Genomic DNA, 15,798 nt, shown 5'->3' on the forward strand with positions numbered 1-15,798 from the left:
CGGCCCCCGGCCCCCCGGCCCTCGGCCGTCCGGCCCTCGCGCGGCCACGGCGGGCGGGCCGCGGCGTGGCGCGGGTTTCCCCCGGGGCTCCGCTTCGGACCCCGCGCCGCCATCGCCGGCGTGGGCTCATTCCGTGCGGGCTCGGCGGGGCCCGTGCGTGCTTCCGGCCGACCGGAGCGGCGGGATTCCGCCGGAACCCCGAGCGGAGCCGGCTCGCGGCAGGCGCGATCGGGCCATCTCGGCCTCCCCGGCACCGGCGGACGGCCCGGAACGCCCCGTGACTCCGGCCGTACGCGGGCCGTACGCGCCGGTCCGGCCGGATCCGGCCGGCCTCTCCGGCCTGCTTCTTCGGCCCACGGCGCGCCCAAAAAGTGCAATTAAGACGATTTTGTCCAATTTGGACGTATCGTTAAGCCATGCCCACGCCATACGGATCCCGCGGCGGCATGGCCTTCAGCGCAGACGAGCTGCGTGTGCTCCGACGCGCCCTCGCCGTTGCCCTCCATCCCGCCCCTCTCGCCGACGAGGACGTCCAGGACTGTCTGCGGCTGGCAGATTCCGTGGACGAGGCCGCGCGCGAGGCCGGACGGCTGCGCGCCTTCCTGCTCGCCGATCTCGCCCGCTACCGCGCCGCGCTCCCCGGCGCGGCAGCGGGCTTCCTGGAGCTGCTCCAGGACGCTCTGGCCGCGGGGTACGACCCCGGGCCGCAGGACCTGGCGGCGCTGCGCACCCTGCGGGGCAACCCGGTCGGCGCGGCCGTCCTGGAGCGCTGTCAGGTGCTCGCCGAACGGTCGGTGCGCGCCCGGCTCGCGGGCGGCCCGAGCCCGGCGGCCGACGCCGCGGCGCCCCCGGCCCCGCGCACCCGCCTCCTCGCGCTGCCCGGCGGTCGCGCCGCGGACGAGCGGCGGCCGAAGCCCGAGCCCGAGCCGCGGCCCCGGCCGAAGCCGCAGACGAGGCCCTCCGCGCCCGGCGAGCGGCCCGTCCCCAAGCCGTCGGAGGTCTTCCCGCCGCGCCGCAAGCCCACGCCTCCGCCGGAGCGTCTCGCCGCGGGCTGAGCCCGCCCCCGCGCGTCGAGGGCGTACGTCCCGGCCCGTCGGTCCGAGGGGCCGGTCCGAGGGTCCGGCCCGCCAGGCCGAGGTCCCGGCCTGCCATGCCGAGGCGCCCCCGTGACTGCGCCACGCGCGCCCGCCGCCGATCGCGGGAGAGCCCTTGGCTACCCTGACAGCCATGGACTACGTATCCGCGCTCGTGCCCCCCGTGGTGATGGCCGTGTTCTTCACCGTCGTGATCGTGACGATCGTCCGGAGCCAGGGCGGCCCGAACAAGGCCAAGGAGGACGCGATCGTCGACGCGGCGATCGCCCGCGCGGAAGCGGCGCGCCAGGCCCCCAGGGCCGACTGACGCCCCCGCGCCCCGGCGCTCACGCGCCCTCGGAGCACGGCAGGACGCATGGCAGGACGCACGGCAGACCTACGGTCGAGACCTAGGTTCGCCTATGCGTCCTTTTTGTTACGTCATTACCGATTATTCCAAGTCATCCCACTATGGTGAGAATGTGCCGCGCCAATTGGGAGATCTCGAAGACGCCGTCATGACACGCGTCTGGCAATGGAACCGGCCGGTAACCGTCCGGGAAGTCCTGGAAGACCTTCAACAGGACCGCTCCATCGCGTACACGACCGTCATGACGGTAATGGACAATCTCCATCAGAAGGGCTGGGTGCGCAGGGAAGTAGAGGGCCGCGCCTATCGATATACGGCGGTCTCCACCCGCGCCGCCTACTCGGCCGCGCTGATGAACGACGCGTGGTCCAAGAGCGACAACGCCGCCGCCGCCCTGGTCGCCTTCTTCGGGATGATGTCGTCGGAGCAGCGGGAAGCTCTCCAAGCCGCGGTCCGAATCGTCGAGGCGGATGTCTCGCAGACCGGCGCAGTTCACGGCGGCCGGGATGAGTCGGCACGCGACGAGACCGTTCACGACGGTGTTCAAGAGCCGGTTCAGGACGCCGTTCAGGGTGCTGTTCCGGACGATGCCGAGGGCCCTGTTCAGGACAGAGTTCACCGCGATGCCCAGAGCCCGGTTCAGGGTGACGAGGCCGCCGACCGTCCCGCGCCGACGGAGCGATAGCGTCGGTCCATGCCTTATCCCGCAGCAAATGCCATCACCGTCCGGCGTGCCAGGACCAACGATGTCGCCTCGGTCCGCCGACTCGTCGATCCGTACGTGAGTGATGGCATCCTGCTCGACAAAGCGACCGTCACTCTTTACGAAGCCATCCAGGAGTTCTGGGTCGCCGAACGCGACGAAGACGGTACGGTCGTCGGTTGCGGTGCCTTGCACGTGATGTGGGAAGACCTCGCGGAAGTGCGCACTCTCGCCGTCGATCCTCTCTTCAAGGGCTCCGGCATCGGACACCAGCTGCTCGACAAGCTGTTGCACACAGCACGTTGGCTCGGGGTTCGCAAGGTTTTCTGTCTCACCTTCGAAGTGGACTTCTTCGGCAAGCACGGCTTCGTCGAGATCGGTGAGACTCCGGTGGACACAGATGTGTACTCCGAGCTGCTGCGTTCCTATGACGAGGGCGTCGCCGAGTTCCTCGGACTCGAACGCGTGAAGCCGAACACCCTGGGCAACAGCCGGATGCTTCTGCACCTGTGATCGCCTTGGGCCTGCGACTAGTGTTGTACCTGGACGCGAACCGGGACCGGGAACCCTATGTCCGAATCGCGCACGTTTCCCGTCTTCTTGAGGTTCTGAACCTCTCCCAAGGGTTTGTGTTTTCCAGGGAAAAGCGGTTTCCTTTCCGCGTACTGCATTTTCGATGAAAGGAAATCCGGTGGCACAGAAGGTTCAGGTCCTTCTTGTCGATGACCTCGACGGCGGCGAGGCGGACGAGACCGTCACGTTCGCGCTGGACGGCAAGACGTACGAGATCGACCTCACCACCGCCAATGCGGACAAGCTCCGCGGGCTGCTGGAGCCGTACGCCAAGAGTGGCCGGCGTACCGGTGGCCGTGCCGCCGCGGGCCGCGGCAAGGGCCGTGCGGCGAGCGACAACAAGAACACCGCGGAAGTCCGCGCCTGGGCCAAGGCCAACGGTTACGAGGTCAACGACCGCGGGCGCGTCCCCGCCACGGTCCGCGAGGCGTACGAGAAGGCCAACGCCTGATCAGCCGCTCTTAATCGGCGTCGGCCGAGTATTCACCGGCTGTGTATCGGTACTGGTTCGCACGGGTATTCGTACGCAGCAATCGGGCCCGGTGGCATTCCGTCGCCGCCGTGTCCAGGAGCCGCACCAGATCGGGGCCGCAGGCCCGGTCCGCTCCCGTGCCGGGCCCGAACGGGGCCAGGACCGGAAGCGTCGGCTCCACCTCACGCCCCGGCACGGGGGGCCGCAGCCATACGGCGGCCCCCCGAGAGCCGGGCCATCCCGGCGGGACGGGAGCGGTCATCCGCCCTCCCGCGCCGAGGGCGGTCAGCCCCAGGGCGATCCCGCTCCACTCCAGCCAGTCGAGCAGTCCCGGCAGCTCTTCCGCGCTCCCCGCGGCCACCAGCAGCCGCATCCGGTCCCCCTCCAGGGCGACGGGCCCGGTACGCGCCGAACGGCGCAGTACGGCCGCCCCGGCGTCGGCGGGCAGCTCCAGTACGTCGAAGCGCAGCCCGGTGAGCAACCGCACCGGCGGAGCGGGCGACCGCACGGCCGCCCGGGAATCCTCCGGTACCGCCCGGGAATCCTCCGGCACCGCTCGCGAACCCTCCACCCCCGCCTGCGGGGCCTCCGCGACCGCCCAGCCGAGCGCCGCCCGGTACCACCGCGCGAGGGACCCGGAGGAGCCCCCACGGCCCGCGGAGGGCGTACGCGGGGGAGGGGCGGCGGTGGCCATACTCCGGGAACTCCCGACCTGTCCGAGGAGTTACGCCGGGTGGAAGGTTGATTTCGGAGGGTGTCCTGATTCTGCGCGTTCGGGTGCGTTCGAGCGCGCAACCTTGTTCGCCCGTAGCTGAGGGAACCAGTGCGCGCCGCATGGACTGTCAGTCCTTACGGGTAAGACATTCCTAGTGAGGAGGGGCGACACGCTCGCAAGGAGGTCTCGCGTTCGCCATCGGCGTACAGAAGGCGCGAGTAACTGCTTGGCCTGCGGGAACATCGTCTCGCACCATCGGGTTTGAGCAGTTGTCGGCGTTCAAGGCTCAGGAGGCCACAGACGGGTGTCGGCAGTTGGAATGAGCGGTCCCCGCTTGCGGGACTAAGCTGCGGAAGGACAGGGAGGGGACCGACCCCTTACTGCCTGACCGCTCTGAGGAGCGATTAACGATGTTCGAGAGGTTCACCGACCGCGCGCGGCGGGTTGTCGTCCTGGCTCAGGAAGAAGCCCGGATGCTCAACCACAACTACATCGGCACCGAGCACATCCTCCTGGGCCTTATCCACGAGGGTGAGGGTGTCGCCGCTAAGGCCCTGGAGAGCCTCGGGATTTCGCTCGAGGCGGTCCGCCAGCAGGTGGAGGAGATCATCGGCCAGGGCCAGCAGGCCCCGTCCGGGCACATCCCCTTCACTCCCCGTGCCAAGAAGGTCCTGGAGCTGTCGCTCCGCGAGGCCCTTCAGCTTGGGCACAACTACATCGGCACGGAGCACATCCTGCTCGGCCTGATCCGCGAGGGCGAGGGCGTCGCCGCCCAGGTCCTCGTGAAGCTGGGCGCCGATCTGAACCGGGTGCGGCAGCAGGTCATCCAGCTGCTCTCCGGCTACCAGGGCAAGGAGGCCGCCACCGCCGGCGGCCCCGCCGAGGGCACGCCCTCGACCTCGCTCGTTCTGGACCAGTTCGGCCGGAATCTCACCCAGGCAGCCCGTGAGTCCAAGCTCGACCCGGTCATCGGGCGCGAGAAGGAGATCGAGCGGGTCATGCAGGTGCTGTCCCGCCGTACCAAGAACAACCCCGTGCTCATCGGCGAGCCCGGCGTCGGCAAGACGGCGGTCGTCGAGGGCCTGGCGCAGGCCATCGTCAAGGGCGAGGTGCCCGAGACCCTCAAGGACAAGCACCTCTACACCCTCGACCTCGGCGCACTGGTCGCGGGCTCCCGCTACCGCGGTGACTTCGAGGAGCGCCTGAAGAAGGTCCTCAAGGAGATCCGCACCCGCGGCGACATCATCCTGTTCATCGACGAGCTGCACACGCTCGTCGGCGCGGGCGCTGCCGAGGGCGCGATCGACGCGGCCAGCATCCTCAAGCCGATGCTCGCCCGCGGTGAGCTGCAGACCATCGGTGCGACCACGCTGGACGAGTACCGCAAGCACCTGGAGAAGGACGCGGCCCTGGAGCGCCGTTTCCAGCCCATCCAGGTCGCCGAGCCCTCGCTCCCGCACACCATCGAGATCCTCAAGGGGCTGCGCGACCGGTACGAGGCCCACCACCGGGTCTCCATCACGGACGAGGCCCTCGTCCAGGCCGCGACCCTGGCGGACAGGTACATCTCGGACCGCTTCCTCCCGGACAAGGCGATCGACCTGATCGACGAGGCCGGCTCCCGGATGCGCATCCGCCGGATGACCGCACCGCCGGACCTCCGCGAGTTCGACGAGAAGATCGCGAGCGTGCGCCGCGACAAGGAGTCGGCGATCGACTCCCAGGACTTCGAGAAGGCGGCCTCGGACCGCGACAAGGAGAAGCAGCTCCTCGCCGCGAAGGCCAAGCGCGAGAAGGAATGGAAGGCCGGCGACATGGACGTCGTCGCCGAGGTCGACGGCGAGCTGATCGCCGAAGTCCTCGCCACGGCGACCGGCATTCCCGTCTTCAAGCTCACCGAGGAGGAGTCCTCCCGGCTGCTGCGTATGGAAGACGAGCTGCACAAGCGCGTCATCGGCCAGAAGGACGCCATCAAGGCGCTCTCCCAGGCCATTCGCCGTACGCGCGCCGGCCTGAAGGACCCGAAGCGCCCCGGTGGCTCGTTCATCTTCGCCGGCCCGTCCGGCGTCGGTAAGACCGAGCTGTCCAAGACGCTCGCCGAATTCCTCTTCGGCGACGAGGACGCGCTGATCTCCCTCGACATGTCGGAGTTCAGCGAGAAGCACACGGTTTCCCGGCTCTTCGGTTCCCCGCCCGGATACGTGGGATACGAAGAGGGCGGCCAGCTCACCGAGAAGGTGCGCCGGAAGCCGTTCTCCGTCGTCCTCTTCGACGAGGTCGAGAAGGCCCACCCCGATATCTTCAATTCCCTGCTCCAGATCCTGGAGGACGGTCGCCTGACCGACTCCCAGGGCCGGGTCGTGGACTTCAAGAACACGGTCATCATCATGACGACCAACCTCGGGACCCGGGACATCTCCAAGGGATTCAACCTGGGCTTCGCGGCGCAGGGCGACGTCAAGTCGAACTACGACCGGATGAAGGTCAAGGTCAACGAAGAGCTGAAGCAGCACTTCCGGCCCGAGTTCCTGAACCGTGTCGACGACACCGTCGTCTTCCACCAGCTCACCGAGGACGACATCATCCAGATCGTCGACCTCATGGTCGCCAAGGTGGACGAGCGGCTCAAGGACCGCGACATGGGCCTGGAGCTGAGCCCCACGGCCAAGGCGCTCCTCGCGAAGAGGGGCTACGACCCGGTGCTGGGCGCCCGGCCGCTGCGCCGGACCATCCAGCGCGAGATCGAGGACGTCCTGTCGGAGAAGATCCTCTTCGGCGAGCTGCGCCCCGGTCACATCGTGGTCGTCGACACCGAGGGCGAGGGTGAGGAGAAGAAGTTCACCTTCCGCGGCGAGGAGAAGTCCGCGCTGCCGGACGTCCCGCCGATCGAGCAGGCGGCGGGCGGCGCCGGGCCGAACCTGTCCAAGGAGGCGTAAGCCCGCACGGGCGCGCGCGCCACAGCGCGCCACAGCTGAGGGGCTGCCCCGGCCGTACGGAGACGTACGGGCCGGGGCAGCCCCTTTTCCCGCGCTGTTCCGGGACCGGGACGGGGCCGGTACGGGGCCGGGGGAGTTCGTCGGGCCCGTCCACGGGGACGAGGGCCCGGCCGGACGCCGGCCGGGGGACGCGGTGGGAGACCTCCTCCCGGCCGCTGCTCTACCTCGCCGCGTATGCGCAGGTCAGGTCATGCCTCGGGCCGAGAAGCACGCCGGTGTCCCGTCTGCCGCCATGGACGGCCATCGGCCGTGTCGAAGAGCAGTTCTGTGGGGCTCACCCCCGTCGCCCGGCCCGAAAGCAGTGGCGTGGACCACATTCGGCTTTCCGAAACCGTGACAAGGCACACAGGCCCAACCGGCCCTACTAGCGGGATTAGGAGCGTCATTCTGGCTTTCGCGGAGTCTTTCGGCGGGGGCCTCGCCGGGACCTTGGTCCCCGCGGGTGGCGGCGGGTGCGGATCCGGGCCCGGAGCCGGGCCTTGGCGGGTCCCCACGCGACGCGCACATGGGGCTAAACCCGTTTCCGGAGAGAAAATGCGGCAAGTCTCCCGCAAGTCGCTCTTTCATGGTCAAAAGGTGTCAAGGGTTGAATTCTCAGCGCTCCGGCTACGACGTAATGTCGTAGTTGAGGCATTTGAGGCGAAGTGACTGCTTCGGTTACCAAGGGATGGCCAACACACCCCGGCGCAATTCCTGTGTCGGGCCCCCATGTGCCCGGAGGCTTTTCGCATATGTCGCGCGTCACTTTCCGTCGTCCCCTTCCGAACGTTCTCCGTAACCGTGCCGCCGTCCTCGCGGCCGGCCTGGGAGCAACGGCCATGCTCGGAACCGGGGCCGCGTTCGCCGCAGGGGCCGGTGCGTCCACGGCGGCGGCCACCCCGTCGACGAGCCCGGCGAAGGTCGTCGCCGCGCAGTCGAGCGCCCAGTCGCAGGCCAAGGCCGCCGCGAAGCCCGTCGCCGCGGAGAAGGCCACGTCCGCCTGGACGAAGCCGGTCAGCTCGTACGCCCTGAGCGCCACCTACGGCAAGGGCGGCAGCATGTGGGCCAGCAAGCACTCCGGCCAGGACTTCGCCGTCCCCACCGGCACTCCGGTCAAGTCCGTGGGCGCGGGCACCGTGGTGAAGGCCGGCCCGAACGGCGCCGGCGACGGCCCCGCGTACGGCAACGCCGTGGTCGTCAAGCACAACAACGGCAAGTACTCGCAGTACGCCCACCTCTCCAGCGTCCACGTCGTGCCCGGCCAGACGGTCAAGGCGGGCCAGCAGATCGCCCTCTCCGGCAACACCGGCAACTCCAGCGGTCCGCACCTGCACTTCGAGATCCGTACGACCCCGAACTACGGCAGCGCGATCAACCCGGTCAGCTTCCTGCGTTCCGTCGGCGTCACCGTCTGACGCGGACTCCCCTGAACCACGGCCCCCGGTGTGCCCGCACACCACCGGGGGCCGTTGTCAGTGCCGCGTGCCGCGTGCTGAGTGCTGAGTGCCGCGTGCCGCAGCTGGGGCGACGGCCGGGCAGGGCCGGACAGGGCCGGACAGGGCCGACGGCGGCGGGGCGGGCCCGGCCGTCGCCTCAGCGGTCCTGCGGCAGCGCCGGGAAGCTGCCCGTGCTCGTCGGAGCGTGCTCCGGCAGCCAGAGGACCGCGATCGCGCCCCCGGACTCGCCGAGCGGCGCGGAGCCCTCCGGCGCGGCATTGCGGAAGGTGAGCCGCGCGCCGAGGACGCGGGCCTGGCCCGCCGCGATCGTCAGACCGAGGCCGTGACCCGTGCCCGCGCGGTCGCTCGCGCCCGTACGGAAGCGGCTCGGACCGTCCCGCAGCAGGGCGTCCGGGAAGCCGGGACCGTGGTCGCGCACCCGGACCACCCGGCCCTCGACCGTGACCTGGAACGGCGGCCGGCCGTACTTGCCCGCGTTGGTCAGCAGATTGAGAAGAATGCGTTCGAGCCGCCGGGGGTCGGTGCTCACCCATGACTCGTGCACGACCTGCACCGCCACCTCGGGGTTGAGCGCCGCGATCCGGCGGGTGACGAACTCGCCGAGGGCCACGTCCTGCAGTTCGGCCCGCTCCGACGCGCTGTCCAGCCTGGCCACCTCCAGCACGTCCTCGACCAGCGTCCGCAGGGCCTGCGCCCGGTCCCGTACCAGCTCCGACGGCCGGCCGGCCGGCAGCAGCTCGGCGGCCGTGAGCAGGCCGGTCACCGGGGTGCGCAGCTCGTGCGCGATATCCGCCGTGACACGGCGCTCGGCCTGGATGCGCTCGTTCAGCGCATCGGTGAGCGCGTCCACCGCACGGGCGAGATCGTTCGTCTCATCGCGTACGACCCCGCCGATCGCGTCCCGGACGCGTACCTCCGTATTGCCCTCCGCGACCATGGTGGCGGCAGCGGCGGCCTTGCGCAGCCTGCGCGAGAGCTGCCCGCCGATCAGCACACCGAGGGCGCAGCCGCCGAAGACCACCGACACCGAGCCGATGATCAGCGCCCGGTCGAGATCATCGAGGATGGTGGCGCTCCGCCCCGCGAACTCGGAGTGCAGCGAGAGCACGTCCCCGTTGGCCAGCGGCACGGCGGCCCAGATCTCGGGCGGGCCGCTGTGGTTGTCCTGGACGAAGGAGCCGCGCCGCTTCTCCTTCATCAGCTCCTGAAGCTCTTTCGGCAGCGCCGGGTCGTTGATCTTGGTGTTGAAGCGGGGGTCTTTGTTCTTCGACGTCTCGTACCAGCGCTGCGCGAGCGCGACACGATCCATCTGGACGTCGCGGGCGTTGTCGAGCATCGACACCTGGGCCGCGTTGTGCACGACAAGGCTCAGCGCTATGGCGATGAGCGCGCCGACGACCGCGATGGCGATGCTGATCTTCCACCGGACGCCCGTGCGCACGACGAACCGCTTCATGCCCTGAGGACGCTTCACGACCGGGAACCGGTTCATGCGGGTGGACTGATTCATGCCTGCGGACTGATTCATGCCTGCGGGCCGGCTCATGCCCGTGGGCCGGTTCGTGTCCCTGGGCCGCTTCATCTCCCCGGGCCGGTTCGGCCTCATGCCCTGAGCTTGTAACCGAAGCCGCGGACCGTCTCGATCCGGTCCTGGCCGATCTTGGCGCGCAGCCGCTGGACATGGACGTCCACGACCCGCGTGTCCCCGCCCCAGCCGTAGTCCCAGACCCGTTCCAGCAGCTTGTCCCGCGAGAGCACGGTGCCGGGAGCGGACGAGAACTCCAGCAGCAGCCGCATCTCCGTGGGCGTCAGCGCCACCGGGCTGCCCCCCTTGCGGACCTCCATGCCCTCCGTGTCGACCTCCAGATCGCCGAAGGTCAGGAGAGCGCCGTCCGCACCCTGCCCCCGCTCCCCGGATTCGCCGCCGCCCGCGTGGCCGAAGCGGCGGAGCACCGCGCGGATACGGGCCACGAGCACCGCGCCGTCGAAGGGCTTGGTGACGTAGTCGTCGGCCCCCGCCTCCAGCCCCAGAACCACATCGATCGAGTCGGCGCGTGCCGAGAGCATGATCACGGGAACGGCCGACTCGTCCCGGATGCGCCGGCACAGGCTCACTCCGTCGAGTCCCGGCACCATCACATCGAGCAGGGCGATGTCCGGGCGGTTCGCGCGGAACGCCTCCAGGCCCAGCAGCCCGTCCGGCATCGCGGTGACCATGAAGCCCTGGCGCTCCAGTGCCAGCTGGGTCGCCTCCCGGATGACATCGTCGTCCTCGACGAACAGGACATGCGTCTCGGCCATCCGGTGCTCTCAGTCCTTCGTCGTCGGGGCGGGGACGAGAGGCTCGGGCTGGAGGAAGCCGCCTCCGCCGTCGGCCACGGAACCCCGGTACTCGTTGCGTACCCAGTGCAACCGTACGAACTTGCCGTTCGACCAGTGGTAGGTGGTCACTTCCTCGCCGGACGGCTCGTCGACCGAGCCCCCTTTGTCCCACACCTGTTTGGTGACGACCAGATCGCCCCGGTCGATCTCGGAGACGACGGCGGGCTCCTCGGAGACGAAGACGGTCTCGTACGTCTGCCCGGTCATCCGGTACACATACGTCCCGAGGCCGACCGCGTCTCCGCAGCTCAGGACGTTGATCACAATATCGGGCGAGGTCCCCCCGGTCATGTTTCCGTACGAGGTGTCCACCGGGTACTCGGCGCCGCCGCAGGGCTTGAGCTGGTCTTTGATGTCCTTGCTGACCTGGGGGTCGTTCTTGATCAGCTGTACCGGGTCGATCTCCCTGCCGAAGGCCGTGGAGCCGTCGCTGGGCGAGGCCGGGGACGGGGCGCCGCCCCCCTTGGCGCTGTCCTGGGCCGCGGCCGAGCCCTCGTCCTGCACCCCCGTGCCGCCCGCGGAACAGGCGGCGGTGAACAGCCCGACGACGGCGAGCCCGGCAATCGCCGTCGTGCCCGCCGCCATCGTCACCCTGCCGCGTCTGTCTCTCAGGCCGCGCACCGCTCCTGCCCCCGTCCGTCCTGCCTGCCGTGTGGCCGTCGCCGCCGCCGGATCCCGCCCCGCACGGGAGCGACGCGCACGCCGGGCGCCCGGCGCTCCGAATCCCGGTTCTCCCGGTCCCGGCGCGCCTGGTCTTCCCGGCTCTCCCGGCCCTCCTGGTCGCGGTGGTCCGCGGCCCGGCTCTCCAACTCCTGACGGAGCCGGGCGAGGGCCCGGTGCAGCGTGCTCTTCACCGTACCGGTCGACATGCCCAGCGCGGCAGCGGTCTCCTCGGTGCTCATCTGCTCCCAGTGCCGCAGTACCACGACACTGCGCTGCTTGGGAGCCAGCACCTTCAGGGCATCCATCAGCAGGGCGCGGTCCGCGCGCTGGTCGCTGCCGTCGTCGATGGACGCGTCGGGCAACTGCTCGGTGGGAACCTCTTCGAGTCTGCGGGCACGCCACCACTCCGTACGCGTGTTGATCATCACACGGCGCAGATAGGCGTCGGCGAGCGACTTGTCGGCGATGCCGTCCCAGCGGCCGTACGTACGGACGAGTGCGGTCTGTAGCAGGTCCTGGGCGTCGAGTGGGTCGGGCACGAGCCGCCGGGCGCTGCGTAGCAGGGCCTCCTGCCTGGTGCGTACGTACTCCTCGAACTCAAGCACCTCGCCGTGCGCCATGCCAACCGCCTCCACCCCGTGTCAGACCGTGTTCCGGTGGGCGTGGTTCGCTCGCCCTCCTGGTACGTCTCAGAAGTTACGGAGCGGTTGTCACGAGCCTGTACAGCACAGCCATCAGCGGACGCACGGCCATCCATCGGTTGTGTAACAGCGAGCGTTTCAGGGGTGGTGGTGGGTGGGTAGAAGATCGCGCCGACCAGATGGAGTCACGGTGGGGCAGGGGAGGTCACCGCAGGTCGCCGCAGGTGCGGCGGGGCGTATCGCGGACCGTTCGACGGATGTGGTGGGCGGGTCGGGCGGGCATGGCGGGCAGGGGCAGGGGGCCGGGAGAAGCAGGTGGCCGGGGAGGAGAAGCCGGACGGGCGGGACCAGGAGGCCGGGCGGGTGAGGAGTGGAAGGCGGGCGGGCCGGTGCGGGTACGCGCGGCGAGAAGCCGGGCGGGTGCGGGACTCGAGACGAGAAGCCGGGCGGGTGCGGGACGCGCGGCGAGAAGCCGGGCGGGTGCGGGACGCGCGGCCGGCGGGCCGGGATCAGCCGGGGAGCCGGTACATCCCGCCCGCCAGCGGTTCCACGAGCCCGTCGGCGACCAGCCCGTCCAGCGACCGTGCCCGCTGCACCGGCTCGTGCCAGACCGCGTCCAGCGCCGACTGCGGCACCGGATCCTCGGCCTCCCGCAGTACGGCGAGGAGCTTGCCGCGCACCTGCCGGTCGGTGCCCGCGTAGGTCTGGCCGCGGCGGGCCGCGCCCTCGTGTGCGGGTTTCCCGGCCAGCCGCCAGGCGCACTGGGCGGCGATGGGGCAGCGTCCGCAGTCCTCGTTGCGCGCCGTGCACACCAGAGCGCCCAGCTCCATGGAGGCCGCCGCCCAGCGGGCCGCGGTCTCGTCCTCCTCGGGCAGCAGGGCCCGCGCCAGCTTCCGCTCGGCGGCCGTCGTCGCCGTCGGCGGGTACTGGATGCCCGTCGCCGCGCGCGCGAAGACCCGCCGCACATTGGTGTCGAGCACGGCATGCCGCTGTCCGTACGCGAAGGAGGCCACCGCCGCGGCCGTGTACTCGCCGATCCCGGGCAGCGCGAGCAGCTGCGCGTGATCGCTCGGCACATCGCCGCCGTGCCGCTCCGCTATCGCCTGCGCGGCTCCGTGCAGGCGCAGGGCACGGCGTGGATAGCCGAGCCGCCCCCAGGCGCGGACGGCCTCGCCCGCCGCCTCGGTCGCGAGATCGGCGGGACGGGGCCAGCGGGCGAGCCAGTGCTCGTAGACGGGGAGCACCCGGCTGACGGGGGTCTGCTGCAGCATGAACTCGCTGACCATCACACCCCACGCGCCCGCCTCGGGACGTCGCCAGGGCAGATCGCGGGCGTGCTCGTCGAACCAGGCGATGACAGGGGTGTGGAGGGACACGGCGTCGGCGGCGGTGAGGCCCGCGGCCGGCTCACTGGCGGATTCTGTCGTGGTCTCAGTAGTCATGGCTCTGTGATCCTGGCACGTCCACAGGAGCGGTTGGCGCACCCGCTCCGGGCCATGGGCTAAGCGGCGGAAGGGCATCCGGCCGTCTGGCGCAGTGCACGCGTCACGGCCGCGCCCCTGCCGCCCCGGAGCCTCTCCGCCCGCCGCCCGGCTTCTCGCGGGCCCTCGTCGGGCCCCTCATCAGGGGTTCAGCGCCTCCCCGCCCCCGCGTGGCGCTTCCCGGACATCCGCGCGTCATCCGGGGCTCCCGGCCCCCGTCCCGGACCGGCGAACCAGAGCACCACGCCCGTACGGCTCGTCCGCAACGTCGTGAACAGCGATGTCGCCGGCCGGACCATCACCGTCGTGAAGGCCGCCGCGACCACCCCGCCGAGGACCAGGCCCACGATCACATCGTGCGGATAGTGGACCCCGACGAAGACGCGGGAGAACGCCATCAGCACCGCCATCGGCACGGTCAGCAGGGCGATCCTCGGCCAGGCCATCGCGAGGGCCACCGCCGCGGCTCCGGCGATCGAGGCGTGATTGCTCGGAAAGGACCAGTCGCCGGTCGGGGGACACGACACCAGGGACGCCGCCGCGTCCGTGACCGTACGGCAGGGGCGTTCCTCGTCGAAGACGGTCTTGAGCGACTCGCTGACGACATATCCGGTCGCCGTCGACAGCGGGGCGAGCACCGCGACGGCTATCGCGCGCGAACTCCCGCCGCGCGCCCGCCACCAGGCGACGACGAAGAGTACCCCGAAGAGCAGAAGACCCGCCTCGGTCCAGAGTTCGGCGAGATGCTGAAACCAGGTGGGTGTGCGGTGGGCGAAGTCGGTGATGTCGCGGTAGAGCCCGCTCGTGATGCTGCTGTCCATGGTCACGGACCGTACCCGGTGGGCCGCGTCGGTCACCCATGGCGATGGAACGGGGCTATCCCCGACGAAAGTAGGGGGTTCGGACGGTATGTCGATCGCCGAGCCGTGATGATGATCGGTAGAACTTGCGAAGTAGGCGGCGGGTGGGACAGGAGTTGGCCGCGTTCTCTCGTAGAGTTTGACGCGTGGGATCTCTGCGCAATCCGATCGGGCCGCTCCCCTCCTCCATCTACTGGCGACGGAGGGCAGTCGCGCTGTCCCTGATCGCGCTCCTCGTGGTCCTGGCCATCTGGGCGCTCAGCCGCGGCGGGGGAGGTGGAGGGAGCGACGACAAGGCCAACGGCAGTGGCGCGCCCGCCTCTTCGATCACGCCGGGCCCCTCTCCGTCGGGCTCCGCGATCAGCGGGCAGCCGGGCGGACGCGAGGACGGCGGCACCGGCAGCGACAACGGCGGTTCGGGCAGCGGCGGTTCCGGCGGCGGTGATACGGGCACGGGCGGAGCGGCCGGCAACGGAGGCCAGGGATCCGGCGGTGGCCACGGTGCGGGCGGCTCCGGTGACGGCGGGGCGGGCGCGGGCGGTTCGGCCGGCGAGCGGGTCGCGGCCGGTTCGAATCTGCCCAACTGCGCTCCGGGCTCCCTGAAGTTGGGACTGAGCAGCGCCAAGGTCGCGTACAAGCCGGGGGAGAGGCCGTCGTTCCGGCTGAAAGCCTCCAACACGTCGGCGACGACGTGCAAGGCGGACTTCGGCCCCAAGGCGGCGGTCTTCATGATCATCAACGCCGATGACGAGGAGGTGTGGGCCTCCGACGACTGCCCGAGCGGACCGGGGAGCCTGCTGCTGAAGGTTCCGGCCAAGTCGACGATCACGCACACCGTGCAGTGGGACCGCAAGCAGAGCGAGCCGCAGTGCGCGACACCGCCCGCAGGGGCGGTGGCGGCGGGTACGTATCTGGTGGAGGCGAGCTTCCCGGGCTCGACCGTTCTGCCCACGTCGTTCCGGCTGGACAAGGACTGAACCCCGGCCGCGGCTGAGCGGGCGTCGCCGCAGGGTGCCCTCCTGCCGTACGGCATTCCGGCGCTCTCTCTCGGGCTGAACGCCGAACGCTGAAACCTGAGCTGACGGCTGAACTGTCAGGCGAACGCCGACGTCGCCTTCCCGACGTCACGCACCGCCGCCGCCCGCACCGCACGTCGCGGCCCGGCAGACCCTCCTGCCGCCGCACCAAGCGAGCGGTCATGGCGAACTCGGCTGCCGATCCCTCACCGGGCGACGCCCGCGACCGGCGCCGACGACGTCGGCACGGAAGCGCACCGCACGGAAGCGAACGGCACGGAAGCGCACGGCACCGAGCCGGCTGTGGACGCGTTCCGGCGTTCTAGTGTCCTGAGTCTTTATTTCGCTATAGAAGTAGGCTGGGCTCATGGCGCGTATGGGTCGGCCGACGGTCGAGGTGGTTCTGGCGGATGAGGA

The 15,798-nt window shown here is 70.4% G+C and carries 15 protein-coding genes; 8 read left to right on the forward strand and 7 right to left on the reverse strand.

What is annotated here, in order from left to right:
- The first annotated feature begins 446 nt into the window (after positions 1-446).
- From ACWEFL_RS17520 to ACWEFL_RS17540, 5 genes are all read left to right on the forward strand, one after another.
- Positions 447-1,055, forward strand: coding sequence for a hypothetical protein (locus tag ACWEFL_RS17520; protein WP_451713056.1), 609 nt, complete (start codon positions 447-449; stop codon positions 1,053-1,055).
- A 172-nt stretch (positions 1,056-1,227) separates the two neighbouring features.
- Positions 1,228-1,401, forward strand: coding sequence for a hypothetical protein (locus tag ACWEFL_RS17525; protein ID WP_451712992.1), 174 nt, complete (start codon positions 1,228-1,230; stop codon positions 1,399-1,401).
- A 190-nt stretch (positions 1,402-1,591) separates the two neighbouring features.
- The gene (locus ACWEFL_RS17530; RefSeq protein ID WP_451713058.1) at positions 1,592-2,128 is read left to right on the forward strand and encodes a BlaI/MecI/CopY family transcriptional regulator; all 537 of its coding nucleotides are present in this window, start codon (positions 1,592-1,594) and stop codon (positions 2,126-2,128) included.
- A gap of 9 nt (positions 2,129-2,137) precedes the next feature.
- Positions 2,138-2,659, forward strand: coding sequence for an amino-acid N-acetyltransferase (locus ACWEFL_RS17535; RefSeq protein ID WP_451712995.1), 522 nt, complete (start codon positions 2,138-2,140; stop codon positions 2,657-2,659).
- A 178-nt stretch (positions 2,660-2,837) separates the two neighbouring features.
- Positions 2,838-3,170, forward strand: coding sequence for a histone-like nucleoid-structuring protein Lsr2 (locus ACWEFL_RS17540; protein ID WP_451712996.1), 333 nt, complete (start codon positions 2,838-2,840; stop codon positions 3,168-3,170).
- 10 nt (positions 3,171-3,180) lie between these two features.
- Here the strand turns inward: ACWEFL_RS17540 and ACWEFL_RS17545 are convergent, their stop codons facing one another.
- Entirely contained in the window at positions 3,181-3,885 is a 705-nt protein-coding gene (locus tag ACWEFL_RS17545) for an SCO3374 family protein (protein ID WP_451712999.1), read from the reverse strand.
- 431 nt (positions 3,886-4,316) lie between these two features.
- On the opposite strand from ACWEFL_RS17545, the gene ACWEFL_RS17550 reads away from it, so the two are divergent.
- Both ACWEFL_RS17550 and ACWEFL_RS17555 read left to right on the forward strand, forming a co-directional pair.
- The gene (locus ACWEFL_RS17550; RefSeq protein WP_451713001.1) at positions 4,317-6,842 is read left to right on the forward strand and encodes an ATP-dependent Clp protease ATP-binding subunit; all 2,526 of its coding nucleotides are present in this window, start codon (positions 4,317-4,319) and stop codon (positions 6,840-6,842) included.
- A gap of 791 nt (positions 6,843-7,633) precedes the next feature.
- Positions 7,634-8,296, forward strand: coding sequence for a M23 family metallopeptidase (locus ACWEFL_RS17555; RefSeq protein ID WP_451713003.1), 663 nt, complete (start codon positions 7,634-7,636; stop codon positions 8,294-8,296).
- A 178-nt stretch (positions 8,297-8,474) separates the two neighbouring features.
- On the opposite strand, the gene cseC is transcribed toward ACWEFL_RS17555, so the two are convergent.
- From cseC to ACWEFL_RS17585, 6 genes are all read right to left on the reverse strand, one after another.
- Positions 8,475-9,794: a two-component system sensor histidine kinase CseC gene (gene cseC, locus ACWEFL_RS17560; protein WP_451713061.1), complete on the reverse strand. Its 1,320-nt coding sequence runs from the start codon at positions 9,792-9,794 to the stop codon at positions 8,475-8,477.
- Positions 9,795-9,940: 146 nt separating this feature from the next.
- On the reverse strand, positions 9,941-10,639 hold the full coding sequence (gene cseB / locus ACWEFL_RS17565; protein WP_451713005.1) for a two-component system response regulator CseB: 699 nt from the start codon (positions 10,637-10,639) through the stop codon (positions 9,941-9,943).
- Positions 10,640-10,648: 9 nt separating this feature from the next.
- Positions 10,649-11,341, reverse strand: coding sequence for a hypothetical protein (locus ACWEFL_RS17570; RefSeq protein ID WP_451713008.1), 693 nt, complete (start codon positions 11,339-11,341; stop codon positions 10,649-10,651).
- Positions 11,329-12,003 carry a SigE family RNA polymerase sigma factor gene (locus ACWEFL_RS17575; protein WP_451713009.1) on the reverse strand — a complete coding sequence of 225 codons (675 nt, stop codon included), beginning with the start codon at positions 12,001-12,003 and terminating at the stop codon, positions 11,329-11,331. Before ACWEFL_RS17575 ends, ACWEFL_RS17570 begins: the two co-directional genes overlap by 13 nt.
- A 530-nt stretch (positions 12,004-12,533) precedes the next feature.
- Positions 12,534-13,466: an A/G-specific adenine glycosylase gene (locus ACWEFL_RS17580; RefSeq protein ID WP_451713012.1), complete on the reverse strand. Its 933-nt coding sequence runs from the start codon at positions 13,464-13,466 to the stop codon at positions 12,534-12,536.
- A 188-nt stretch (positions 13,467-13,654) separates the two neighbouring features.
- A complete protein-coding gene (locus ACWEFL_RS17585; RefSeq protein WP_451713015.1) occupies positions 13,655-14,326 on the reverse strand; it encodes a phosphatase PAP2 family protein in 672 nt (223 codons plus the stop codon).
- A 185-nt stretch (positions 14,327-14,511) separates the two neighbouring features.
- On the opposite strand from ACWEFL_RS17585, the gene ACWEFL_RS17590 reads away from it, so the two are divergent.
- Positions 14,512-15,342 carry a hypothetical protein gene (locus ACWEFL_RS17590; protein WP_451713018.1) on the forward strand — a complete coding sequence of 277 codons (831 nt, stop codon included), beginning with the start codon at positions 14,512-14,514 and terminating at the stop codon, positions 15,340-15,342.
- Positions 15,343-15,798 lie beyond the last annotated feature (456 nt).

It is taken from the genome of Streptomyces sp. NPDC004838 (assembly GCF_053600955.1).

Coding starts and splice junctions, on each gene's coding strand:
- ACWEFL_RS17585 (WP_451713015.1), bottom strand. CDS start 14,326: ATGGACAGCAGCATCACGAGCGGGCTCTACCGCGACATCACCGACTTC.
- ACWEFL_RS17520 (WP_451713056.1), top strand. CDS start 447: ATGGCCTTCAGCGCAGACGAGCTGCGTGTGCTCCGACGCGCCCTCGCC.
- cseC (WP_451713061.1), bottom strand. CDS start 9,794: ATGAAGCGGTTCGTCGTGCGCACGGGCGTCCGGTGGAAGATCAGCATC.
- ACWEFL_RS17535 (WP_451712995.1), top strand. CDS start 2,138: ATGCCTTATCCCGCAGCAAATGCCATCACCGTCCGGCGTGCCAGGACC.
- ACWEFL_RS17555 (WP_451713003.1), top strand. CDS start 7,634: ATGTCGCGCGTCACTTTCCGTCGTCCCCTTCCGAACGTTCTCCGTAAC.
- ACWEFL_RS17575 (WP_451713009.1), bottom strand. CDS start 12,003: ATGGCGCACGGCGAGGTGCTTGAGTTCGAGGAGTACGTACGCACCAGG.
- ACWEFL_RS17580 (WP_451713012.1), bottom strand. CDS start 13,466: ATGACTACTGAGACCACGACAGAATCCGCCAGTGAGCCGGCCGCGGGC.
- cseB (WP_451713005.1), bottom strand. CDS start 10,639: ATGGCCGAGACGCATGTCCTGTTCGTCGAGGACGACGATGTCATCCGG.
- ACWEFL_RS17545 (WP_451712999.1), bottom strand. CDS start 3,885: ATGGCCACCGCCGCCCCTCCCCCGCGTACGCCCTCCGCGGGCCGTGGG.
- ACWEFL_RS17530 (WP_451713058.1), top strand. CDS start 1,592: ATGACACGCGTCTGGCAATGGAACCGGCCGGTAACCGTCCGGGAAGTC.
- ACWEFL_RS17525 (WP_451712992.1), top strand. CDS start 1,228: ATGGACTACGTATCCGCGCTCGTGCCCCCCGTGGTGATGGCCGTGTTC.
- ACWEFL_RS17550 (WP_451713001.1), top strand. CDS start 4,317: ATGTTCGAGAGGTTCACCGACCGCGCGCGGCGGGTTGTCGTCCTGGCT.